Origin of the sequence: Corynebacterium sp. HMSC062E11 (assembly GCF_001811845.1) — a bacterium.
In the GTDB taxonomy this organism is placed as follows: Bacteria; Actinomycetota; Actinomycetes; order Mycobacteriales; family Mycobacteriaceae; genus Corynebacterium; species Corynebacterium hesseae.
On record NZ_KV806792.1, the window covers coordinates 1 to 23,440 of the forward strand.

At 59.8% G+C, this 23,440-nt stretch carries 23 protein-coding genes; 10 read left to right on the forward strand and 13 right to left on the reverse strand.

What is annotated here, in order from left to right; genetic code table 11:
- Positions 1–189 precede the first annotated feature (189 nt).
- From HMPREF2822_RS05375 to HMPREF2822_RS05390, 4 genes are all read right to left on the reverse strand, one after another.
- On the reverse strand, positions 190–567 hold the full coding sequence (locus tag HMPREF2822_RS05375) for a hypothetical protein (protein WP_070522231.1): 378 nt from the start codon (positions 565–567) through the stop codon (positions 190–192).
- Positions 568–595: 28 nt separating this feature from the next.
- Positions 596–1,621, reverse strand: coding sequence for a PTS sugar transporter subunit IIC (locus HMPREF2822_RS05380; protein ID WP_369815747.1), 1,026 nt, complete (start codon positions 1,619–1,621; stop codon positions 596–598).
- A gap of 167 nt (positions 1,622–1,788) precedes the next feature.
- Complete coding sequence (locus HMPREF2822_RS05385; RefSeq protein ID WP_070521984.1) at positions 1,789–4,362, reverse strand: DEAD/DEAH box helicase; 2,574 nt, start codon at positions 4,360–4,362, stop codon at positions 1,789–1,791.
- A gap of 102 nt (positions 4,363–4,464) precedes the next feature.
- Positions 4,465–5,484 carry a PAC2 family protein gene (locus HMPREF2822_RS05390; protein WP_070521987.1) on the reverse strand — a complete coding sequence of 340 codons (1,020 nt, stop codon included), beginning with the start codon at positions 5,482–5,484 and terminating at the stop codon, positions 4,465–4,467.
- A 349-nt stretch (positions 5,485–5,833) separates the two neighbouring features.
- Here HMPREF2822_RS05390 and HMPREF2822_RS05395 point away from each other — a divergent pair, with 349 nt between their 5' ends.
- Positions 5,834–6,988: a DUF4192 domain-containing protein gene (locus HMPREF2822_RS05395; RefSeq protein ID WP_070521990.1), complete on the forward strand. Its 1,155-nt coding sequence runs from the start codon at positions 5,834–5,836 to the stop codon at positions 6,986–6,988.
- On the opposite strand, the gene galE is transcribed toward HMPREF2822_RS05395, so the two are convergent.
- The 6 genes from galE to HMPREF2822_RS05425 all read right to left on the reverse strand — a co-directional run bounded on the left by galE (position 6,945) and on the right by HMPREF2822_RS05425 (position 12,687).
- On the reverse strand, positions 6,945–7,928 hold the full coding sequence (gene galE, locus HMPREF2822_RS05400; RefSeq protein ID WP_070521993.1) for a UDP-glucose 4-epimerase GalE: 984 nt from the start codon (positions 7,926–7,928) through the stop codon (positions 6,945–6,947). The genes HMPREF2822_RS05395 and galE overlap by 44 nt on opposite strands.
- 4 nt (positions 7,929–7,932) lie before the next feature.
- A complete protein-coding gene (locus tag HMPREF2822_RS05405; protein ID WP_070521996.1) occupies positions 7,933–8,613 on the reverse strand; it encodes a metal-dependent transcriptional regulator in 681 nt (226 codons plus the stop codon).
- 283 nt (positions 8,614–8,896) lie between these two features.
- A complete protein-coding gene (locus HMPREF2822_RS05410) occupies positions 8,897–9,892 on the reverse strand; it encodes a sigma-70 family RNA polymerase sigma factor (protein ID WP_010190233.1) in 996 nt (331 codons plus the stop codon).
- Between the two features lie 138 nt (positions 9,893–10,030).
- A complete protein-coding gene (gene dtd, locus HMPREF2822_RS05415; RefSeq protein WP_070521999.1) occupies positions 10,031–10,507 on the reverse strand; it encodes a D-aminoacyl-tRNA deacylase in 477 nt (158 codons plus the stop codon).
- Positions 10,508–10,585: 78 nt separating this feature from the next.
- A complete protein-coding gene (locus HMPREF2822_RS05420) occupies positions 10,586–12,127 on the reverse strand; it encodes a DUF7782 domain-containing protein (protein WP_198530958.1) in 1,542 nt (513 codons plus the stop codon).
- A 77-nt stretch (positions 12,128–12,204) separates the two neighbouring features.
- Entirely contained in the window at positions 12,205–12,687 is a 483-nt protein-coding gene (locus HMPREF2822_RS05425) for a DUF3099 domain-containing protein (RefSeq protein ID WP_070522006.1), read from the reverse strand.
- A 48-nt stretch (positions 12,688–12,735) separates the two neighbouring features.
- On the opposite strand from HMPREF2822_RS05425, the gene HMPREF2822_RS05430 reads away from it, so the two are divergent.
- The 6 genes from HMPREF2822_RS05430 (at position 12,736) to HMPREF2822_RS05455 (ending at position 17,905) form a co-directional block, all read left to right on the forward strand.
- Positions 12,736–12,987 carry a DUF3039 domain-containing protein gene (locus HMPREF2822_RS05430; RefSeq protein WP_012715089.1) on the forward strand — a complete coding sequence of 84 codons (252 nt, stop codon included), beginning with the start codon at positions 12,736–12,738 and terminating at the stop codon, positions 12,985–12,987.
- A 94-nt stretch (positions 12,988–13,081) separates the two neighbouring features.
- Positions 13,082–14,872 carry a DEAD/DEAH box helicase gene (locus tag HMPREF2822_RS05435; RefSeq protein ID WP_070522009.1) on the forward strand — a complete coding sequence of 597 codons (1,791 nt, stop codon included), beginning with the start codon at positions 13,082–13,084 and terminating at the stop codon, positions 14,870–14,872.
- A gap of 107 nt (positions 14,873–14,979) precedes the next feature.
- The gene (gene dhaK, locus HMPREF2822_RS05440) at positions 14,980–15,981 is read left to right on the forward strand and encodes a dihydroxyacetone kinase subunit DhaK (protein WP_070522012.1); all 1,002 of its coding nucleotides are present in this window, start codon (positions 14,980–14,982) and stop codon (positions 15,979–15,981) included.
- A 2-nt stretch (positions 15,982–15,983) separates the two neighbouring features.
- On the forward strand, positions 15,984–16,649 hold the full coding sequence (gene dhaL / locus HMPREF2822_RS05445) for a dihydroxyacetone kinase subunit DhaL (protein ID WP_070522015.1): 666 nt from the start codon (positions 15,984–15,986) through the stop codon (positions 16,647–16,649).
- 3 nt (positions 16,650–16,652) lie between these two features.
- Positions 16,653–17,363 carry a dihydroxyacetone kinase phosphoryl donor subunit DhaM gene (gene dhaM / locus HMPREF2822_RS05450; RefSeq protein ID WP_070522018.1) on the forward strand — a complete coding sequence of 237 codons (711 nt, stop codon included), beginning with the start codon at positions 16,653–16,655 and terminating at the stop codon, positions 17,361–17,363.
- A 119-nt stretch (positions 17,364–17,482) separates the two neighbouring features.
- Positions 17,483–17,905: a hypothetical protein gene (locus HMPREF2822_RS05455; RefSeq protein WP_070522021.1), complete on the forward strand. Its 423-nt coding sequence runs from the start codon at positions 17,483–17,485 to the stop codon at positions 17,903–17,905.
- 87 nt (positions 17,906–17,992) lie between these two features.
- Here HMPREF2822_RS05455 and HMPREF2822_RS05460 read toward each other — a convergent pair whose 3' ends face one another.
- Complete coding sequence (locus tag HMPREF2822_RS05460) at positions 17,993–19,465, reverse strand: RNA polymerase sigma factor (RefSeq protein ID WP_070522024.1); 1,473 nt, start codon at positions 19,463–19,465, stop codon at positions 17,993–17,995.
- Positions 19,466–19,666: 201 nt separating this feature from the next.
- Positions 19,667–20,464 (reverse strand): polyphosphate--glucose phosphotransferase, encoded by a 798-nt coding sequence (ppgK, locus tag HMPREF2822_RS05465; protein WP_070522027.1) that lies wholly within the window; start codon positions 20,462–20,464, stop codon positions 19,667–19,669.
- Positions 20,465–20,807: 343 nt separating this feature from the next.
- Between ppgK and HMPREF2822_RS05470 the strand changes: the two genes are divergently transcribed.
- The gene (locus HMPREF2822_RS05470) at positions 20,808–21,098 is read left to right on the forward strand and encodes a DUF4193 domain-containing protein (protein WP_070522030.1); all 291 of its coding nucleotides are present in this window, start codon (positions 20,808–20,810) and stop codon (positions 21,096–21,098) included.
- A gap of 27 nt (positions 21,099–21,125) precedes the next feature.
- Here the strand turns inward: HMPREF2822_RS05470 and HMPREF2822_RS05475 are convergent, their stop codons facing one another.
- Complete coding sequence (locus HMPREF2822_RS05475) at positions 21,126–21,653, reverse strand: DUF3093 domain-containing protein (RefSeq protein WP_070522033.1); 528 nt, start codon at positions 21,651–21,653, stop codon at positions 21,126–21,128.
- A gap of 132 nt (positions 21,654–21,785) precedes the next feature.
- Between HMPREF2822_RS05475 and dut the strand changes: the two genes are divergently transcribed.
- Both dut and HMPREF2822_RS05485 read left to right on the forward strand, forming a co-directional pair.
- Positions 21,786–22,262, forward strand: a complete 477-nt coding sequence (gene dut, locus HMPREF2822_RS05480) for a dUTP diphosphatase (protein ID WP_070522035.1) — start codon at positions 21,786–21,788, stop codon at positions 22,260–22,262.
- Between the two features lie 111 nt (positions 22,263–22,373).
- Positions 22,374–23,330, forward strand: coding sequence for a DUF3710 domain-containing protein (locus HMPREF2822_RS05485; RefSeq protein WP_070522039.1), 957 nt, complete (start codon positions 22,374–22,376; stop codon positions 23,328–23,330).
- Positions 23,331–23,440: the final 110 nt, after the last annotated feature.

Consider the following 23,440-nt stretch of genomic DNA (forward strand, 5'->3'; position numbering starts at 1 on the left):
AAAATCAACGCACTCTAAAACCGGAAGGGCCATTTAACCGCGCGTTGTGTGAATCGCCATGGGGCTCATTGGCATGGTGTGCCATTTCCAGCTCCTTGAATCCTAGAGAACTGCTCTTACTCCAGTATCGTCGCTGGTCAGAGTCCTGTAAAGCGTGTATAGGCTTCGCTGTGTGTAGGGAGTGAAGGCTTAGGTAATCGTTCCCGTCCACTCACCGCAGGGGATGCCGTCCACTGACAGGCCCATCGTGAAGACTTCCTCTTTTAGATTAAAGTGGGCGGTGGGCAGCGTGATTGCGAGTGCCTCGGGGGAGTAGTTGTATTGATAATCAACTGGACGGTGGGCGTCCCTCGTGTCTTCTCCGTATGAAGCGATCTCCATCGAGCTGAGGTTGGCTTGCTCGAAGTGGGCGATGAGCTGAAGGTCGAGGGTGTGCAGCTTAAAGACGACGTCACGGTGGTGGGGCATGCCTCCGAGGAGCCAATGCACAGTGACTGAGTCCTCATGCGTCTCAAAACGAACGCCGGCAAGGTGGATGCTGGTGGCTGGGGATTTTGGGTTAGTCATAGTGGCGCCCACTGTACTCCCCATGTCGCTACTTGAAATCGAGGGAAAAGTATTCAGATTTGGTTAAGTGCAGAACCTTTTCAAAGAGCCAGCAAAAGAGCAGCGCAAGGGCGAGGGGAAGTACGACATAAACGAAGGTAATGATCATCACGTTGCCGGCGCTCCATCCCCACCCTTCGTAATTGAGAGCCGCCAGCGGGCCCATGAGTCCGGAAATTCCGAAACCGGCGGAGATTGGTGTGCCCGAGATCCCTAGAGCGCCACCAATGCCGCCCAGGATTGCGGCGGAGCAAATAACGGGAAGGAAGGTGACAGGCTTGGACAACATGTTGGCCATCTGCACTTTGGGAGAGCCCAGAACATGCAGGATGGAGGTGGCGAAGCCGTTGACGCGCCAGCCGGCAACGAGGAGCGTGAACCCCGCAGCAACGGCTCCGAGGTTGGCGGTGCCAGAGGCGATGCCGTCGATAAAGATGGCGGTAGCAATGCCGACGGTGGAGACTGGGGAGACGATCATGACTGCAAAAAGAACAGCGAGGACTACACCCATGAGGACCGGCTGCAAAGTTGTCGCACCGTTCACGAGGTCACCAAGCCACAGCGTAAAGACCTTGACGATGGGGAAGGTGATAACCCACCCGATGCTGCCCGCAACGAGCGTCACAATGGTGGACAGCAGCAAGATGGAGTAGTTCTTGAGCCTATCGCCGATGAAGAGGAGCAAACCAACTGCCATGGCTGCGGTTAATCCAGAGTTGATGACGAGCCCGGTGCCTTTGAGGAAGAAGCCGCCTTCGGGATTGACGGTGGCCACCCCGGAGCCGCAGAAAGAAGCAATGCCCACGGCTGCGGTCTGAATCGGCGTCATCTTGAATTCGATGCCTACGAGGACACCAATCATCACAGGTAAAAGGCTGGCGGCTAGACCCGTCAGCGCTATTACTGTGGACGCGCCGGACCAGAAGGGGAGCAGCGCCTTGGCCAACTCGCCGAGCAAGGCCTGCGGGACGAGCGACACGACGACGGCGATCGAGATGCCGTTGAGAACCTTCATGGTGAAGGATCCGAGGGTGAGATGCTCGGCCGCGGGCGCGGCGCTGGCGTGGGGGATGGGGGAAAGCTGGCGTTCGTCTATCTGCTGTGGCGTACTCATTCCCCAATCATACGCATAATATGCGGTTGACGGAGAATAATAACAAAGAAAGGGCGTATTTAAATTCCCTAGTATTCCACGCGTAGTTCGGACAGCCGGACTTCACCAGCCTCATCGGAGGCATCCAAATCGACAGTGCCAACGATGTGGTAGGAGTTGTCCCCCTCTGGGTCCTTGAGGATCTGCCGGACGGTCCACGATCGTGAACCCCCGACGCTACGAGCCCCTGAGCCCTTGGCGCCCTTGTCCAGGACAAAGTACTCCGGGCCCCGTGCTGCTGGCCCAGTATCGATGTCATCGTAGTCATCGAAGTAGTCATCGAGAGCTTGGCCAAAGTCGGGGATCTCCTCCAAATAATCCAACAAATCTGCCAAGCGATCTTCCTTCTCCAAGGCAAAGAGCTGCGCGAGCCGGAAGAAGTAGTTGCGCACCATGATGCCAAAGGCACGCTGATTGGCTGTCAAGGCAGTGGGATCCTCAACGCCGAAGGCCAATTCGCGGTCCAAATCCGCCTGGGAAATGGGGGAGTCCTCGCCGGCCATTTCAGCCCACTCGTCGACGAGCGAAGAATCAACCTGGCGGATAAGCTCTCCGAGCCAGACGATGATGTCCTCGAGCTCCTCGGTAAGGAACTCGGCAGGGATCGACTGTTTGAGCGTGCGCCAAGCATCAGTGAGGTAGCGCAGGATGACGCCTTCAGAGCGGGCGAGTCCGTAGGTGGCGACAAGGTCGGAGAAGGTCATGGCGCTCTCTAGCATGTCGCGAACCACGGACTTAGGACGCAGCTCAAATTCCTTGGCCCAAGGATTGGTTTCGCAAAAAGTGTCGTAGGCCTGCTCCAAGAGCTCTTCGAGTGGCTTCGGCCACGTGATGTCTTCCACGATGGCCATGCGTTCGGTGTAGTCCACCCCGTCTGCTTTGAGCGCCGCGATCTCCTCGCCACGGCGTTGCTTTTGCTGAGCAATCAGGACTTGGCGAGGATCATCGAGCACCGCCTCGAAGACGGAGATAACGTCGAGTGCATACGTGTCCGAATCCGGATCCAGCAAGGTGAGCGCCGCCAACGCGAAGGGCCCCAAAGGTTGATTCAAGGCAAAATCGCGCGGCATTTCCCGCACCACGTGGTAAGGGCGGCCATAGATATCGAGGCCCTTGGTGGATTTTTGGACCACGCCTGAATTGAGAAGCCCTCGAAACAGGCTCAGCGCCGTTAAGATGTCTTCGTTCTGGCGCGCACGCGTGTTGTGGCTCGTACGCAGCAGGTGTTTTAGGTGTTCGTAACCGTTGCCGTGGCGGGCGAGCACATTGAGCAGCATGGAATTGGAGACTCGGAATTGGGAAGTGAGCTGCTCCGGTTCGGCGTCGATAAGCCGGGCATAGGTCTGTTCCGACCACGAAACCTCGCCATCGCGCGCGGACTTCTTCTTCAGTTTCTTTAGGCGCGCCGGGTCATCGCCCACGCGCCGCCGCGCTTTGGCGTTTTCGATCTCGTGCTCCGGCGCCTCTACGACGACCGTGCCTTCCGTGTCATAGCCTGCTCGGCCGGCGCGACCGGCAATCTGGTGAAACTCGCGGGACTTGAGGATCCGCTGACGGGTTCCGTCATACTTGGCCAGGCCCGTCATCAACACCGTGCGGATCGGTACATTGATGCCAACACCTAAAGTGTCGGTACCGCAGATGATCTTGAGCAGACCCTTTTGGGCCAACCGCTCCACCAAGCGCCGATACTTCGGCAACATGCCGGCATGGTGTACACCAATTCCCTTACGAAGCAGCTTAGACAGGTCCCTGCCGAACGTCGTGGTGAATCGGAATCCCGCGAGCTCAGCGGCAATGGACTCCTTCTCCTCTGAGGTGATGATCTTTGACAGCGACGTCAATGCTTGCGCGCGCTCTGAGGCCTCGCGCTGGGAGAAGTGGACCACGTAGACAGGTGCCTTGCCACCAGCGAGCAATTCCTCGATGGTTTCATGGACAGCGGAAAAGACGTAGGAGAAGTCCAACGGGACCGGGCGGGTTGTCCCAGCCACGAGCGTCGTCGTGCGTCCGGTGCGCTCAGTTAAGTCCTTCTCCAGCCACGTCGTATCGCCCAAGGTCGCGGACATGAGCAAGAACTGTGCCTTCGGCAATTCCAACAGCGGAACCTGCCAGGCCCAGCCGCGATCCGGCTCGGAATAATAGTGGAATTCATCCATGACCACCTGATCGATGGCGGCTTCCGCGCCATCTCGCAGTGCAATATTGGCGACGATCTCCGCGGTCGCAGCAATGATGGGCGCGGAACCGTTCACCGTGGCATCGCCGGTCATCATGCCAACGTTTTCTGGGCCAAAAATCTCACAGAGAGCGAAGAATTTCTCGCTCACCAAGGCCTTGATAGGGGCGGTGTAGAAGCTGCGCTGCCCTCGCGCTAAAGCTATGAAGTGGGCGGCATTGGCTACCATGGACTTACCGGATCCGGTAGGCGTGGCCAAGATGACGTTATCCTGCGCGAGGATAGCTAAAGAGGCCTCTTCCTGCGCCGGGTACAGCGAGATTCCACGGCCGGAGGTCCACGATAAAAACGTGTCCCAGATGGCCTCATCAACCATCGACTCGGGGACTTCGGCGAGATCGGGCAACATCTGAGAAAGGTTCACCCGTCCCACCTTAGGCGAAAGCCTTAGAGCATAAGTCTCCGCCCTGCGGCTGTGAAAGACCGAGACTCCTCGACAGCCGCGGCGTGCTGAGCTTATCTGAGGTTAGACGTCATCGTCCATGTCTGAGCCGGGGCCCTCGTCGCGCCCGTAGTTATCCTCGCGGTCGTCGATGTCTTCAGAGAGGATATCCGGGTTGTCATCGAGTCCGGCAAGGAAAGCCTCGAAGTCAGCCCCGATTTCCTCGCCCGTAGGCATGTGCTCTTCACCCGGCATAATGGCCTGCGGATGGCGGGAACGGTAGCGCTCCATATAAGCGTCGTACTGCTCTTCCAACTGGCGGACCACGCCCGCGATCTCTTCAGAATCCGTCACCTGCTCCTCGAGCTGCTGGTTGACGCGAGCCACGTCTGCCTCCAAGCTACCCAAGGGAATGTTGAGGTCGACGGCTGAGGCAACCGAATCCAGAAGACGGAGCGTGGCCGCTGGATAAGGCGAGGCCGCCAGATAATGCGGCACATGCGCGGTATAGCCGGCCACGCGGCGGCCCTTCTTATCCAAGGCACGCTCAATATACAGGGCGGCTGCGCCGGGGACCATCATGGTGGATTCCATGCGTACCATAGAGTTAAGGAGTTCCGGGGCATTGCCGTGCGCAGTGACCACCGTGGGGCGGGTGTGTGGCACCGGCATGGGCGCGGAGTAGAGCATGATGGTGTTCTTGATATCGAACTTTTCAACCAAGTTCACTACCGCATCCGTAAAGGCCTCCCACCGCAAGTCCGGTTCCGGTCCGGACAGCAGCAAGAAAGGCGTGCCGGAATTATCCCGCAATACCTTGATGCCCAAATCCGTGTTCTCAATCTCCACGGTGCGGTCATGGTCGATAGTGACGGCAGGGCGGCGTGAACGGTAGTCAATGAGTTCGTCGTTATTAAACGAGGCCAGCTGGCGGTTTTCCAACGCGGCTTTGAGGTGATCAGCACTGGCTTCAACGGCCTGGCCTGCATCGGCGTAGCCATTCATGGCAACGATCATTGTGGGGCCTGCGCCTGGAGTGGAATCATCCTTGACCACTGGAGCGGGGTACTCCAGCTCGTACATGCGGCGCTGTTCTTCCTGCATGGTTGTGACTCCTCCTTCTAGCCGTGTGCTTGTTCTCGAGCGTACGACCTCAATCAGTGTTCTGTGACATGCAACGCTTAAGGCTTACCGCCTATTCCCAGAGGCGACTGGGCGTCCGGGGCGAACGCGAAGCTGGTCCGTACACGCGGGGCTCCCGCAGGGAACCAGTGATGATCGTTCAAGCATGCCATATGGAGGCTGGTTGTGCCAGGATTCCACTTGCTGGGTGTGGAAAACCGGGCTACTTCCAGTGGACTGCGCACTAGCCCGGACTCGTTATCCACAGATGTGCCGTGGACGGTCTTAGTGCTCTAGCGAACTGAGGTAAGTGTGGTTCAGGCTACAAGGTATGAACACACTCTCAACGCATACAGACCGCACTCCACCGATAACGACCCCAGGTCACCTCCTCGCAAACATCCCTGGCCTCCTAGGCTTCTATCCCACTGAATCGGTGGTTTTCATGGCTATCGATACCACCCCGCGAGGCCCAGCCATGGGCCCGCTTGCTCGCGTCGACATTGCTGATGCCCAAGGGGCAGTAGCGGACATCTCGCCGTTACTGGCCGAGCACGCCCGCGAAGGTGTGTTTGCATTCCTTATTTCGAAGCGTCCCCTCACCGAGCTCAGGGAGGTGGCTCACTGGCTATATGGCCTAGACCGCGCCGAGGACGGGCTGGAGGTCGACGCTGCGTGGCATACCCGGGAAATCACCAAACATGAGGCTTATGTCTTGCTTCATGGAACCGTCAACGCGGATGGAAGCGGGCCAATGAAGAAGTGGGTTGAGGGGACAATACCGGCGCTGACCGACGCCCCCTCGATGCGCTCTTGCGTCGACCACAATGTTGTACCGGAGCTCAATAGGGAGGAGTTCTTTGCTGTCTTTGCCGCAGGGAACCAGTATCTGGATGCTGCCGAAGCCGATGCCTTGGCACGGCAAGCGCGAGAAACGGCGACGCAGTATCGTGCGCAGGTAGCAGCTGTGCGGGGAAAGAAACGAAAGGACCTCTTGGATCACTTGCTCGACGATGCTCGGTGGGCGCTTCACCAGGTGGCGTCGGTGGAGGAGGCTGAGCAGGACAGTGAGCTGCTGGCAACCTGTGCTGTGTGGCTGTCAACGACGTGGACGCGCGACCTTGTCGTGAACGTGTGCGCGACGTCGGGCGAAAAGGGAGCGCATCTCCTTCTGGCGGCGGCGCGGACATTCGGCGGCGAGTTGCGGGCAAACGCGCTGACTCTCTTTGCGCTGGCGCAGCTGGAACAGGAGTGGGATATCCTCGCGGGTCCTGCATTGCAGCTCGTCGTGGAAGAATTTCCCAGCCACCGCCTAGGCTCACTCCTGTGCCAGGCATACCGTCATGGCCTGCACGAAAAGATTCGGGACTCAATTCATACAGGCGCCCTCAAAGCCTATGAAAACGCTATAGGGGAAGGGGAGGAGCATTCAGAGGATGCGGCTAGCGATGCGCAGAATGTGCCCGCTCGCCGAGCTGCTGGGTGAAGTTCCACGCGTCTGTCACGATGGTGGTCAGATCGGTGCGGCTGGGGTTCCACCCGAGCTCGGATTTGATCTTTTCCGAAGAGGCCACGAGTGTTGCGGGATCCCCAGCGCGGCGAGGTGCAAGCTCAGCCGGGATGGGGTGACCGGTTACTTCGCGGCAGGCCTCAATGACCTGTTTGACGGAGTAGCCATCCCCGGAGCCAAGGTTGTAGATGCGGTGCGTTCCTGCGGCGTTGCTCTCCAGCGCTAGGACGTGGGCCTCTGCCAGGTCTCGGATGTGGATGTAATCCCGGACCGCGGTGCCGTCGGCGGTGTTGTAGTCATCGCCGAAGATGTAAATCTTGTCGCGGTGCCCCAGCGCTACCTGCAGGACGAGGGGAATGAGGTGGGTTTCTACTTCGCGGTTTTCTCCAATGGTGCCGTAGGCTCCGGCGACATTGAAGTAGCGCAAGGAGGTCGCCCCAAGGCCGTAGGCAGTGGCATAGGACGTGATCATGTAGTCAATTGCGAGCTTGGACGCGCCGTAGGGATTCGTTGGCTGCGTAGGCATCGACTCCGTAATTGGCACTTGCGCTGGCTCGCCGTAGGTTGCAGCGGTCGAGGAAAAGACGAGGTTTGTGACCTCGAATTCCCGCATGGCGTTTAGGAGCGTCAGCGTGGTTACGACATTATGTTGCCAATAGTCAGCGGGGGCTTCAACGGATTCACCGACGAGGGAACGCGCCGCAAAGTGCAGCACGCCGTCGAATCCACCTTCAGACAACACCTCACGGGCGACATCAGCGACGTCGCCTTCAACGAGACGTGCCTGCTCTGGGATGGCCTCGCGGTTGCCGGTAGAGAAGTTGTCGATGATGGTGACGTCGTGGCCTTTTTCAACCAAGACTGCCGCGCACACACTGCCGACATATCCGGCACCACCGGTAACTAACAGCTTCATCGTCTTACTTCTCCTTAACTCGGATGGCGTGGGCGAGATCGTCGACAAGCTCGACAGTATGGCCCGACTTCGTCGTCAGCGTAATGGTTCCGCTCTCATTGACCACCGTCACCTGCGAACCGATTTGGATTCCGCAGGAATAAAGATCATCGAAGGTCGAGCTGTCGGCCTGCAACACCTCATTGATTTGCACGATGGTGGCTTCAGTTTCTTGTCCCGTGGGGAGGTCGATGGCGCGGGTTCCCAAGTCGAGCTCCACCGGGGTCGTGCCCAACTGTGCCAAGCCTGGGATGGGGTTGCCGAATGGTGAGCGCGAGGAATCCTCCAATACCGCGACGACGCGCTTTTCTACCTCTTCACTCATGACGTGTTCCCACCGGCAGGCCTCGTCGTGGACCTTGTCGATGTCCAGTCCAAGGACGTCTGTGAGCAAGCGTTCAGCTAGGCGGTGCTTGCGCATGACGTTGGTTGCCAATTCGCGGCCCTGTTGGGTGAGGTCGAGGCTGCGATCAGTGCGCACGTGGAGCAGACCATCGCGCTCCATACGAGCCACGGTCTGGGATACGGTCGGCCCAGACTGCTCTAAACGCTCTGCGATCCGCGCGCGGAGGGGAGTGATGCCTTCCTCTTCGAGCTCGTAGATGGTGCGCAGATACATTTCCGTGGTGTCAACTAGGTCCCTCACGTGGGCTTACCTTTCTGCGTTGTGGGCGGTGCGTAGCCACATAGGTTTAGACGCGGTAATAAGGATGTATTAAGAGAATATCTTAAACAATAGCGCATTCATTGAAAGTATTGAGCGCGCAGCGCTGTGCCTCCGGCGGGGTTCGACGGGGCACGGCAACCTCGCGGGACCTTGTGGAACGACGAAAGCCACCGAGCGCTGACCGCCAAAGCCCACAATGCTGTTTCAGCTGGGCTAGCAGGTAGCTGGCTCGATGGCTCATGCCAGGATTCGAATAAAAGATTTAGAGTGCGTATTCGCGGAGGCGATCGGCGCGGTTTCCTTCGCGCAGCTTGGCCATGACCTCACGTTCAATTTGGCGAACGCGTTCGCGGGAGAGACCGAACTTGCGGCCAATCTGGTCGAGGGTGCGCGGAACCCCATCGTCCAAGCCATAGCGCAAACGGATGACGTCCTGCTCGCGCTCCTCCAAAGAACCAATGACGGAGCGGATATCGGAGTGGCGCATGGAAGCAACCACGGCGGTTTCGGCGTCCGTTGCTTCGGCATCCTCGATGAAGTCTCCCAGTGGAGCCTCTTCATCGGTGCCCACCGGCATATCCAAGGAGACAGGATCGCGGGACTGACGCAGCAGCATTTCGATCTTGGACTCTTCGATTCCCGATTCCTCTGCGAGCTCCTCGTTCGTAGCCTCGCGGCCTAGGGATTGGTACATCTCGCGCTTGATGCGCGAAAGCTTATTAACCTGCTCAACTAGGTGTACAGGGAGGCGAATTGTCCGGGACTGGTCAGCCATGCCGCGGGTAATGGCCTGGCGGATCCACCAGGTTGCGTATGTGGAGAACTTGAAGCCCTTGGCGTAGTCAAACTTCTCCATCGCGCGAATCAGGCCCAAGTTACCCTCCTGGATGAGATCCAGTAGCGGCATGCCGCGGCCGGTATAGCGCTTAGCCAGGGAGACCACGAGGCGCAAGTTTGCCTCCAAGAGGTGGGAGCGTGCCTTCTTACCTTCGCGGGCCAAAATTTTCAGGTCACGCTTCTCCGCGCGAGTTAGCTTCTCGGCATTGGCGAGCTTGTACTCGGCGTAGAGGCCAACCTCAATGGTCTGCGCCAATTCAACCTCGTCCTCGGCGCTCAGCAGCGCAGTCTTGCCGATTCCATTGAGGTAAACGCGGACCAAGTCCGCGGAGGGATTGTCATTGGTCTGGTTACGGCGTGAGCCGCGGTCAACTTCCTGTCCGTCCTCGTCCTGGACGCTAGCAGCGGATGATGTGGCCATCTCATGCCTCCTAAGTTGCGGCTTGGTTCATCCCCTACAACGGGCCTTCGCGTCAGATAGTTCCCACGGGCCCAAAAATGTTTAATCACCCGGGATGTGCGAGAGGTTTTAGGCCATTTTGGGGGAGGCGCGCCGAAGCTAGACCTCAACGAGCACGGTAAACGGTCCTTCATTGACGGAGGAGACGCGCATCATCGCTCCAAAGCGGCCTTCCTCCACAGTGATCCCGCGCTCGCGAAGGCGAGCGACAACTCCCTGGATAACCGGCTGCGCGGCTTCACCCGGTGCGGCATCTGACCACGATGGGCGCCTGCCTTTGGCCGTTCGCCCGTAAAGGGTGAACTGACTTACCACCAGAACAGGCGCACCGCTGTCGGCCACGCTCGTCTCGCCTTCTAGGATGCGCAGCTCAGCGATTTTGCGCGCCATCGTGTCCATCCGCTCTTCCAAGGTTGGTCCCTCGGCAGTGCCGGAATCAGAACCTGCCGCGACGTCCTCGCGGGAAACACCGACGAGCGCTAAGACGCCGCCGGTATCCGGGCAGGAAATAGAGCCGACAACGTCGTTGTCTACGGTGACGGTTGCTTCGGAAACGCGGGTTAAGACAGCACGCATGGGATCGAGTGCACGACCTTTCTGGGGAGGAGTTCTTTCTCAGATGACAAACGCGAGGGACTTGGGGGAGGGAGAGGGCTACTCAGTGTTGCTAAACGCCAACAGTTCCGTAGGGATGAGTAGCCCATGGCGGATGAGATCCACAATGGCTGGAAGCGCGGCGCTGACCAACTCGGATTCCTCAAAGCCCTGCGCGGCGGCATAGAGCTCGATGGTCTCCCCAATACTCAGCCCGTGGGGATTGAGCCCGGCGACGATCGCCGCGAGGTGCTCGTCGACGTCATGCTGCCAGCGCGGACCGTCCGTGCGGCTGAGCCGTAATGCTGCGCGCTCAAAGCCCATGCCAAGCTCCGTGTCGGGCAGTGAAACGTCTTCGCGGGCGACACCTGGGCGCAGCTGCACATGCTTTGTTTCCAGCTCACCCGGCACCAGGTTGCGTAGCCATTCAATGCGAGCGAAGTATTCCTCCACTTCGGGCCCGAGCGGATCGATGACTGGCTGCGCCATGGTCTCCGCCAAAACATCGGAGGGCTCGTCGTCTGCGATGCGCTGGATAGCCACGAAGCCAAACCCGATGCCGGTGACATCATGATCACAGAAATGCTCCAGCCAACGGCGTGAACGCTCCTGGCCTTCGGCACTGCGAACATCCACGGATTCATCGCTCAACCACGTGGAAACATAGAGCGCAGGGTCCGCCACATCGCGCTGAATGATCCACGCGGCCACGCCGGTATCCGGCAGCCATGAGGCAACCCGCTGCTGCCAAGACTTGTCGCCTTGGTGTACCCACGCAGCGAGAATGTGTGCGGTGCCCCCAGGATTGAGGTGCTCCACAGCTTGCGATATGACAAGCTCACTTGCTCCATCCAGATTGAGGCCGGAATCCCGGTACACGTGGCCCACCTCGGGCAAGCCCACCACGAACGGAGGGTTAGCAACGATTCGGTCGAAGCTCTCGTGCCGCACGGGCTCGAACCAAGAACCCTGGCGAAGCTCAACACGGTTTTCTGCGCCCGCAGCAGCGACGGTAGCGCGGGCAAGTTGGAGGGCTCGCTCGTGAACGTCTGTCGCAACAATTCTTTCAGCAGACTCCAGTTGCCCAAGGATCTGTACGCCAGAACCCGTGCCCAGGTCTAGTACTGAGGACACGGGTGTGGTCGGGGTCGAGTGCAAGAGGGAAAGACTGGCAGAGCCTACCCCCAACACGTGCTCGGGGCCGGGCACGTGATCCACTAGGGAAGCATCAACATCAGAAAACACGATGCGGTTCTTACCCACGATGACGTGTGGCCGAATGTCATAAGCCACGTAGGCGGTGCCGTGCTCGTCGGTAAGCACCGCGCCGCAGTCGAGCAGCCGGGTGGCTAGGCGTGCGCCGAGGACGTCGGAAAGCAGCGTGGCCGGTACGTGTTCGTGCAGCAGGAAGATCCGGATGAGGTGGTCCAGGCGGGAATCACCGCTTGCTCCCAGCGCCACGGCGGCTGGCTCGCCGCGATGTAGCGCTTCGGTGTACTCCGGCCCCAGGTGTCCCGCGATACCATCCGCGCTCAACCCTGCCTCAGCAAAGACGTGGGCTAGTTCTTCCGCAACGTCTGCGATGGGGTTGTCCGGGTTCATCGCCGGGCCGAAAGGGGAGTGCTGTTGGGTGCTCACAAAAATATCCTTTGATAGTTGGGGAAGGAAACGGTGACTTCTTAATCTTCGTGCTCAATTGTGGTGGTCGTTGAACTCTCCGCGTTCGTGCCCGAGGGGGAATCCTCCGATGTGGGCGCGCCGGGAAGTTCGCCGTGAGCACCGCTGGTGATTTGTTCGCGCTGTGCTTGCGCCATCTGTCGGGCGAGTGCGGGCTTGTAGACCGCTTTGTCACGTTTGTCCTTCTTCTGCCCCCGCCCGTTGCCGATGACCACGGCTATCCAGGGAAGCGGGAAGGTGACGCCCACGACGATGGCGGCGGCAATCCACCAATGCCAGGCATACACCATGACACCAGCTAGAAGCAGCGAAGGGATGCGCAGAAACTGCAAAATTGAGTAGATAACTTCGCGGCGATGCCGGTCTTGGCCGGGAGCGAGTTTGGCGGTTGTAATGAGGTAAGCCTCACGCCCGAATCGACGCCCACGCCGCCGCCCCGATCGTGGGGTATGGCGGACGTTATCGCGCGAGTTCGAAGGGGTCATGCCCACCAGCGTAGCGGTAGGACTCGCCAACTTCGATACCGATGCGGCATGATAGTGGGCGTGAGTACGACGACTAAGACTATTGAACGCCCTGATGTCCGCGAGGATACGTCGACCAACGACGACACCCCGAAGTTTTTCCACTATGTAAAGAAGAACCAGATCCTCGATTCCGCGGTCAACGGTAAATACGTCGTTGCCCTCTGTGGTGAGACCTTCCCCGTAACCAAGCAAGCCAAGCCCGGTTCGCCCGTGTGCCCGGACTGCGAGCGCGTATATAAGAGCCTGCGCCGCCGCTAAGCGTGCCGTCGACGCTTAGTATTGCGTCGACGTAAAACGAAGACTTTCACAAGAGCGGGATGTTGGGATAACTAGAGGGGGATAGTCGCTGACCGTGTCTACACAGACTCCAGCACAAAGATTTGCCAATAATGGTTCGCTGCGTGTGTGGCAACGCGCGGCCTTGGATAAATTCCTGGCCACCAAGCCGAAGGATTTCATGGCGGTGGCAACGCCAGGCGCAGGTAAGACTACCTTCGCCCTGCGCGTGGCCACAGAGCTCATGGCGGACCGTACCGTAGAGCGCGTGATCGTGGTGGTGCCCACCGAGCACCTCAAAGTGCAGTGGTCTGAATCTGCCTCCCGCGTGGGGCTCGCGCTGGATCCGAAGTTCACGAACTCTTCTGGAGTCAACCCCGCCATGGATGGCGTGGTGGTGACCTACGCCCAGGTAGGCATGCACCCCTTTAAGCACCGCGCGGTGGCCTCAGCCCGGCGCACCTTGGTGATTCTCGATGAGATCCACCACGCCGGCGACGCCAAGAGCTGGGGTGACGGCGTGCGCGAGGCCTATGACGACGTGGAACACCGCCTCGCCCTGACCGGTACGCCCTTCCGCTCGGATGATTCCCAGATTCCTTTCGTGCGCTACGAGGAGGACGGGGAAGGGCACTTGGTCTCCCGCTCCGATCACACGTACGGCTATGGCGATGCGCTTGCCGACGGCGTCGTGCGCCCCGTGGTCTTCCTCAGCTACTCCGGCGAGTCCCGCTGGCGCGATAGTGCCGGCGAGGAGCATGCGGCCCGCTTGGGCGATATCCTCAATCCGGAGCAGACCGCCCGCGCGTGGCGCACCGCTCTGGACCCCAAGGGCGAGTGGATCCCCACCGTCCTTCAAGCTGCCCACACGCGTCTGATGCAGATGCGCCGCAACATGCCGGATGCCGGCGGCCTCGTACTCGCTACCGATACGACGACGGCGCGCGCCTACGCGAAGATCCTCAAGCAGATTTCAAACACCCCGGTATCCGTCATCCTCTCCGATGACCCGGGTTCCTCCGCGCGTATCGCAGAGTTCTCCGAATCCACCGACGAGTGGATGGTGGCCGTACGCATGGTGTCCGAGGGTGTCGACGTACCGCGCCTCGCAGTGGGTGTCTATGCCACGTCTGCCTCGACCCCGCTCTTTTTTGCTCAGGCCATCGGCCGCTTCGTGCGCTCCCGTATGCCGGGCGAGACCGCCTCGGTATTCCTGCCGTCTGTCCCGGTCCTGCTGGGGCTGGCGGAGAACATGGAGAAGCAGCGCGACCACGTCCTCGGAGGGGAGAAGAACCCCGACAAGGAGGGCTGGGACGATGAGTTGCTCGAGGACGCCAATAAGAAGAAGTCCGAGCCGGACATGCTCGAGCCTTCCTATGAGTCCCTCGGCGCGGAAGCAGAATTCTCCGGCCTGCTCTACAACGGCTCGCAGTTCACCACGGGCAATATCACCGACGAAGAAGAAGACTTCCTCGGAATTCCCGGGCTTCTCGACGCAGACCAGGTCAAGGACCTCCTTCGCAAGAAACAGTCCGATGAGATGGATCGCCGTGAGGCAGAGGAGAAGGCGCGCCGGGCTGCTGAGGCGGCGGAGGAACAACGTCGCAAGCTCTACGGCACCCCGCATGCGCCTAAGCGTGGGGCGGAGGCGTCGGCAAGCAGCACCGGATCCCAGTCAGGCGTGGTGGATGAGATTTCCGCGCTGCGCAAGGAGCTCAACACGGTGGTCTCCATCACCGCTCAGCGCACCGGCCGCCCGCACGGAGCCATCCACACCGAAGCGCGCAAGGCCTGCGGCGGACCTCCTACCGCGCTGTGTAACGCTGAGCAGTTGCAAGAGCGCATCGATTATCTGCGCAAGTGGTAGCTGCGCGGACGCAGTAGAATCCGGCACAGTATCCGGTGGCGAAGGGTAGGCTCGGCAGCATTGTGAGAAGAGTGCTCTAGGCCAAAGAAAACCTAAGGAGAAAGATGATGAAAAAGCTCATCAACTCACCGGACAACGTAGTAGCCGAATCAGTAGAGGGCTTCGCGTTAGCCCACGGTGACATTGTCACTCGCAACACGAACCCGCTGTTTGTTTTCCGCAAACAGAAGAAAGAACACGGCAAGGTTGCCATTGTCTCCGGCGGTGGCTCTGGGCACGAGCCGCTGCATGCCGGTTTCGTCGGCCATGGAATGTTGGACGCGGCCGTGCCCGGCGCTATGTTTACATCTCCGACGCCAGATGCCATCCAAGCAGCCACCGAGGCAGCTAATGCTGGGGCGGGAGTGCTCTACATCGTGAAGAACTACACCGGCGATGTGCTCAACTTCGATACTGCGGCAGAGCTGGCTGAATTCGATGATGTTGAGGTCAGCCAGGTCATCGTCGACGACGATGTCGCGGTGGAAGATTCTACGTTTACAGCCGGTCGCCGCGGCGTTGCCGGAACGCTGTTGGTGGAGAAGCTGGCCGGTGCGGCGGCCGAGCGCGGCGATGATCTCGTTGCGGTGACCGCTGTGGCGAAAAAGGTGGTAGAAAACACCGCGACTATGGGCGCGGCGCTTTCCGCCTGCACCGTGCCCCATGTGGGCAAGCCTTCCTTTAACCTCGGGGAAGACGAGGTTGAGTTGGGCGTGGGCATCCACGGCGAGCCGGGCCGCAAGGAGATTCCGCTGGTTTCGGCCGACGACGTAACGGACCACTTGCTTGATCCCGTCCTGGCAGACCTTAAGCTGAGCGAAGGCGAGCGCACCATCGTCGTTGTCAACGGCATGGGAGCCACCCCGGCCTCTGAGCTTTACGTGGTTTACCGTCGGGTAGCTCAGCGCTTAAAGGAGGCGGGGGTGAGCATTGAACGCTCCCTTGTGGGCAACTTCGTTACGAGTCTGGATATGGCCGGGTGCTCCGTGAGCGTTATGCGCGCCGACGACGAAGACCTTGCGCTTTTCGACGCCCCCTGCCACACCGCCGCACTACGCCAAGGAGTGTAACTATGACAAATGATGTAACTCTTTCAACCGACTGGGCATTAGCGTGGATGAATAATTGTGCTGCAGCTGCGCATGAATACCGCGAGGAGCTCATCGAGCTTGACCGCGCCATTGGAGACAGCGACCACGGTGAAAACGTCGATCGCGGCTTCCGCGCCGTCGTGGAGAAGATGGGCGCGGAAATTTCCCCAGAGGATTCTACCGTCGCTGATGTTCTGAAACTGACGGCAAAGACACTCATGTCCACCGTTGGCGGCGCCTCCGGGCCGTTGCTAGGGACCGCTTTCTTGCGTGCGTCTAAGGCTGCCGGTTCCGGGGCGATTGATGCGCCCACGGTGGCCGGTCTAATCGAGGCTGCGCTTGAGGGGATTACTGCGCGCGGCAAGGCCGCGGAAGGGGAGAAGACGATGGTCGACGCCTGGGCGCCGGCCGCACGAGCTGCCCGTGAAGCGGCGGATGCCGCGCTGAGTCCCGCTGAGGTTGTGAGCGCGGCTGCTGACGCCGCAGCAACCGGCGCGGAGGATACCATTCCGATGGTGGCAACGAAGGGCCGCGCTTCCTATCTTGGGGAGCGCTCTGCTGGGCACAAGGATCCGGGTGCTACGTCCTCGGCTCTGTTCCTGGCCGCGGCTGCCGACGCTGCCGAGACTTCAACGAAGGAGGCATAAAACATGACACAACCGCGCGTTGGGCTTGTCCTTGTATCGCATTCGGCCAAGCTCGCTGAAGGCCTAGCAGAGCTTGCCGGACAAATGGCCGCTGATGTGACCATCCTTCCCGCCGGCGGCTTGGAAGACGGCGGTATCGGAACTTCCTACGACTACATCGAAGGCGCCATCAGCCATGCCCTCGGCCAAGGTCTCGGCGTTGTCGTCCTCACGGACTTGGGCTCGGCCACGATGACCGTTGAGTCTGTTCTTGAGTTCCTTGATGAAGAACAAGTTCAGTTTGTGGATGCCCCACTAGTCGAGGCTGCCGTTGCCGCAGCCACCGCCGCCCAACAAGGCGATGACCTTGCGGCCGTCGTCAGAGCTGCGGAACGGGCCATCGAGGTCTTCGTGCCGAAGCAGTCTGCCGCCGCTGATCCAGTGGATAAAGACGAGCCCGAAACAAACCCAGATAGATATTCCCTGACAGTGACCGTGGCTGATAAGGCGGGCCTTCACGCCCGTCCAGCCTCCAAGGTCGCGGAAATGGCTGCAGAGGCAGACGGTGAAATTATCCTCTCCTTTGATGGCGAAGAGGTGGAAGCAGACTCTGCAATGATGCTGATGTCTCTTGGTGCTTGCCAGGGTGCTTCAGTGACTATCAGCGGTGACGCTGCTGATAAAGAGGTCATTGACCGGATTGCTACGGGCATAGAGCTGGGGCTCGACGGCTAGGGCTCCTGGGAAATCGATGAGCAGCGGGCAATGACCCCCGTACGCGGGGACTGCGCCCGCTGCCTTCGCATAAGATATCGGGCAGTGACCTAGCCGAGTCTTCGCGAAAGTGGGAAGTCATGACCCAGCCCGACTATGTGGAACCAAACTACTACGCAGCGGATCCGTACCAGGCTCCGTACCCGCAGGCTTATCCGAATTCCTATGCGGGTTCCTATGCGCCGGTGCCTTATGAAAGGCCATCCACTCCGAACCCGCTCGCCCCATGGGCACTGGGCTTGGCTATCGTTCCGCCACTTATCGACATCGCGCTGACACTCCTCATCAGCCCCGTTGGCTTCATGCTGTCGATGCTTACCATGATCACTGGGTGGTGTGCAGCAGGGCTTGGCGTTGCTGCGCTCATTCTCGGATCGGGGCGACGCCCTGAGCACAGGGGGACCGGCATGGCGGTGTGGGGAATGCTCATTGGCGTGGGCTGGAGCTACATTGCTCCTTTCGTTTCCATGGCACTGATTTTTGTCGTGGGGCCAAATTATTAGCCATCCAATGCGCATAGAGCGCGCAGAGCACAGAAGAAGCGGCGAGGAAGGTTAAACCTCCTCGCCGCTTAAATCTTTCTGCTCTCCCTAGTCTAGGTAGTCGCGCAACACCTGAGAGCGTGATGGGTGGCGCAGCTTGGACATCGTCTTGGACTCGATCTGGCGAATACGCTCGCGGGTAACGCCGTAGACTTGGCCGATTTCGTCTAAAGTGCGCGGCATGCCATCGGTCAGGCCGAAGCGCAGACGAACCACGCCGGCCTCTCGCTCGGAGAGCGTCGTGAGCACGTCCTGGAGCTGATCCTGCAGCAAGGTAAAGGACACAGCGTCGACAGCAATGACCGCTTCGGAATCCTCAATGAAGTCACCGAGCTGGGAGTCGCCCTCATCACCGATGGTCTGGTCCAGAGAAATGGGCTCACGGGCATACTGCTGGATCTCCAGCACCTTCTCTTCGGTGATATCCATTTCCTTCGCCAGCTCCAGCGGGGTGGGCTCGCGGCCCAAGTCCTGCAGCAGCTCGCGCTGAATGCGGCCCAACTTGTTGATGACTTCCACCATGTGCACCGGGATGCGGATGGTACGAGCCTGATCAGCCATGGCGCGAGTAATGGCCTGGCGGATCCACCAGGTGGCATAAGTGGAGAACTTATAGCCCTTGGTGTAGTCGAACTTCTCAACGGCGCGGATTAGACCCAGGTTGCCTTCTTGGATGAGATCCAGGAAGGCCATGCCGCGGCCCGTGTAGCGCTTAGCCAAGGACACCACGAGGCGCAGGTTTGCCTCGAGGAGGTGGTTCTTCGCCTTGCGGCCGTCACGAGCGATGGCGCGCATGTCGCGCTTTTCCATGGGGGAGAGCTTGGCGGCCTTGTCGCCTTCGGCGCGAGCCTTCTCCATCTCGTCCATACGGTACTGAGCGTAGAGGCCTGCCTCGATGCGCTTGGCCAGGGAGACCTCCTGCTCGGCGTTGAGTAGGGCGACTTTACCGATCTGCTTGAGGTAGGCGCGGACAGAGTCGGCCGAAGCAGTCAGCTCCGCGTCTTTACGGGCCTGACGCAGGGCAGCGGATTCATCCTCATCCCAGACGGAGGAGCCATCCTCCTCTTCGTCCTCGGAGTCCTCATCCTCCAAATCGTCATCATCGTCACCGAACTCGTCGTCCTCGTCCATCTCCGCGTTGTCCGGATCGAAGTCGATGTCGGCGTCATCGGACGTCTCGGCGTCCAACTCATCGGTCTGATCCTCTGCGAGGTCCTCCGAAGACTCGGCGCTTTCCGGCGAGGTTGCCTTCTTTGCCGCCGACTTGCGCACCGTCTTCTTGGCCGTCTTTTTCGCGGCCTTCTGGGCGGACTTGCGAGTAGTTTTCTTCGTTGCTTTCTTGGCCGTCTTCTTAGCCGTTTTCTTGGCGGTCTTCTTCGCAGTCTTTTTCGCGGTTTTCTTGGCCGTCTTCTTAGCGGTCTTTTTTGCCGTCTTCTTGGCGGTCTTCTGTGCAGGTGCAGATGTCTCGGAGGTGCTCTTGTCCTCGCCGAGTACCTGGTCTGAAGAATCAGTGGCTGCCACGTACGCCCTTTCGACTTGCTCTCTGAGTGGAAAATATGGGGACGCGCAAGTTTGTCGCGACTAGTCCCCGATGCTAGCCCGCCTCCGAGATGAGCGAGGGAGGCGCGCCGCTGGATATTCGATAATCGACAGCCCAGTATAGATCATTTTTGTCAACAGGCGGTGACTGGGGTCAACTAGGGAACGCTGGGACGATATAGATTAGGGGCGAATTCCTTCCTTTGCCGCCATTGCCGCGCCCACGATGCCCGCGCGATTGCGGAGCTGAGCAGCAACGACCGGTGTTTCAATTTTGAGGTGCTCGCCCCACTTGTCGAACTTGCGGGAGATTCCGCCACCGATCACAAAGGCTGAAGGGTTAAACAGCGCTTCATACTCGTGGAGTACGCGGTTGACGCGCTTTGCCCACTGCTTGGACTTGAGACCTTCACGTTCCTTGACCGCGGACGATGCCTGGTGCTCTGCTTCCTTCTCACCAACGATAAGGTGGCCAATCTCCGTATTGGGGAAAAGCTGGCCGTCCAGAAGGAATGCGGAGCCGATGCCCGTGCCCAGGGTCAGGAAGATGACGGGGCCCGAACGCGCAATGTCATCACCGTAGGCCACTTCGGCGAGGCCGGCCGCGTCGGCGTCGTTAAGCACGGTGAAGGGCGCGCCGAGGTATTGGCTCAACAAATTCTGCGCATCTACGCCAATCCAAGACTTGTCAATATTCGCCGCGCTGCGAATCACCTGGCCTTTCACCACAGCAGGCATCGTGATTCCGACGGGGCCGTCCCAGCCTTTTTCGGCGACGATTTGGGCAATTACCTTTGCTACGGCTTCCGGCGTAGCGGGCTGGGGAGTAGCGATCTTCAGACGGTCACCGACGAACTCGCCTGTCGCGAGGTCTACCTCGGCGCCCTTAATGCCGGAGCCCCCAACATCAATGCCAAAGGAATGGCCCTGGTGCTCAAGGCTCAATGTCGTGTCCTGGTGCTGTGCTTCTTGCGCGGTCATACTGACAGTCTATGTTGAGCGCGGCGTTGATGTGGCAACAGTGTGAGTTTCGTATCGCTGGCGGAGTCGGCACTGTGCCGTTCCCGTATTAGTGACTGCAGCCGCTCCCGTATTAGTGACCGCATTGTGGGTGGGTGTGAGGAGTGATACTCAGAAAAATATCCAGCACTCCAAGAACGGTGAATGCCCAGCTCATCCTATTAAAATTCGCAGGGTAGGGGGTAGAGGGGTGGGGCGGTTGGTGCCCCCATCGCGGGGCGAGTGTGACACGGGGGCTTGCGTGGTTTAGGATGCCGTCGATAAATAGACGTACCAATCAATCTGACTCACAGGGGCAAGCATTATGGCCACCGATTACGACGCACCGCGTCGCCGCGCAGAAGACGACCTCGAGACCGATTCCCTCGAGGGCCTGAAGGCGGCTGAAAACGACAACAACGGCATGGATGACGATGGTGAAATCGTCGAGGCTTTTCAGCCGCCGTCAGTGGACCTGACCGGTGAGGAACTCAATGTCACCGTCGTGCCGCGTAAAGAAAACGAATTCACTTGTTCTGTGTGCTACCTGGTGCAGTCCAATAAGCGCCTCGACCACGAAGAGGATGGGCAGCCAGTCTGCATGGACTGCGCCTAGCGCAGCAGTTTATCCTGCGCGCGATGTTTAGCCCTCGGAGGCTGCTGCCTGTTCTGGAAGGAAGGCCGCGAGGAGCTTTTCGGGGTTGGTGGAGCCGATGAGCCAATAGGGGGTGGGATCCTCTGGGTCGTCGAGGACGAGCATGACGTGCTCAGGAACCCAGCCATGCGTGACAAGGAAAGCAGCCGGATCGAGCTGTGGTCCCAGCGCATTGCGCCGCGCGGTGGCCGGCACCGCGGTACTGCGGGAGACAACATCGCTAGGCAGCTGTGCGCCCTTCACGGTGAGCCACCGGGTGCCATCGGCATCCTGCTCCACTTGAACTACTGTGTTGGACCACGTCACTAGCACCCACACGGCGATGGCACTAAGCAGAATGGCGGGAATAATGACCCACATGATGCCGCGGTTGAGGCTGACCGTGGCCGTGGAAATCGCCACGACGAACGCAGCCATAAACCACCAGTACCACGGCACCCATTGGCGCTCGCGATAGAGGATGACGGGGGATTCAGCAGACGCTGTGGGGGAAACAGGCGATGAATTCGAAGTCATGGCCTCTGAGTCTAGTCGTCGGGGAAGGGAAGAACCCAACGCAACCAAAGGTGCCGGGTAAGCGCGGTAGACGCGGCACAAAGCTCCATCCCTCGGGGTAGGGGGTGGTGAGGACAAGGTAGGCTGGGCCGCGTGAATGAGCAACACCCCCTTGTAGATCCGGTAAGTCCATTCGGAGACATTCAGATCAAGCGCCTTGATAAGGAGCTTCCGCTGCCGCAGCGAGCCCATCGTGGCGATGCTGGCGCGGATCTCTACGCCGCGCATGACGCTACTCTGCGCCCCGGAGAGCGCGCGCTCGTCGGCACTGGCATTGCTCTTGCCTTGCCAATCGGCACGGTAGGTTTGGTCCACCCGCGTTCGGGCTTGGCGGCCAAGCACGGGATTTCCGTGGTCAACACGCCGGGCACCATCGATGCGGAGTATCGCGGTGAGATTAAGGTGTGCCTTATTAATCACGATCCCGATAAGACCTTTGAGGTCGAGCGCGGGATGCGAATTGCCCAGCTTGTTGTCCAACGAGTGGAGCTCGTGGGCTTCCGCGAAGTCGAGGAACTCGATGACACCGCTCGCGGCGACGGCGGGTACGGATCCACTGGCGTCAACTGAATCAGTTGCTTGCGGCAAAGCCTGCGCGTGCGCGGGCCATACCGAGCAACCCCACATCCGACAAACACAAGTTATCCGGCACAAGACACAGAATGAGGAAGGCGCAAAACCATGGCGATGTGGCCCTTTGGCAAAAAGAAGAAGGATGCTGGCAAGGACGAAAGCCAGGACAAGAACACCACCGTCCGCACTGATGCCGCGGACAAAGAAGTAAAAGAAGCAACGGCCGAACCAGCGTCGGCGGAGAGCTTGGCAACGGAGGCCGGAGAAAGTTCGACCGCTGAGGGGCCTGTACAAGCCAGTGCAGGGCTGGTCCGCGAGGATCAGGATGACGTCGAAGGTGCTGCCGGGGTAAAAGCCGTGGCGCACGACGCCATCAACGGTGAGATGGGCCCCTACGACGGCGACAACGTGGATATCGCCGAGTTCAACTTCGAGGACTTCTCCGTCGGCCTTTTGGACCTTGGCTCGATGCGCATCCCGCTGCCGAAGGGCTCGCAGGTTCAGGTGGAAATGGGCCCAGACGGCCCTCGTATGCTCCACATTCTTACGCCGCACGGACGCATGACGCCCGTGGCCTTCGCCGCGCCGCGCACGCCGGGGCAGTGGGCGGAATCTGCCAAGGACATCGTCAAGGGTTTGGAAGCAGATGGGTTTACAGCGCATCCGGAGGATGGTCCTTGGGGTTCTGAAATCGTCGGCACCAGTGATAAGGGCGGGATCCGAATCATTGGTGTGGAAGGGCCGCGGTGGATGTACCGTTTGACCTTGGCAGCTCCTGCGGGCAAGGAAGAGGAGCTAGCGCAGCTAGGACGCGAAGTCGTCGCGCGCACCTTTATCTATCGCGGCGAGCAGCCGATTCTTGCCGGAAGTTCACTTCCCGTGATGCTGCCGCAGCAGCTCGCTGAGCAAGTCCAGCAGGCGCTTCAGGAGCGCCAGCAACAGGCAGCGCAACCATCCAGCGCTCAAAACTCCGCGCCGGCGGATAATGCCGCGGGCGCCGAAAGCGGCGCGGAGGCCGAGGCTCGCGAACAATTGCGCAATCTCGACGACCACGAGAACAAGTAGCGCGCCCTATGCCATTGGCCGTGACCCTCACGGCTATTACCGAAAAGGATTGTTGAAACTCGTGACCACCCCTACGCCCGAAGGGCGCGATACCACCGAACACGGCACGA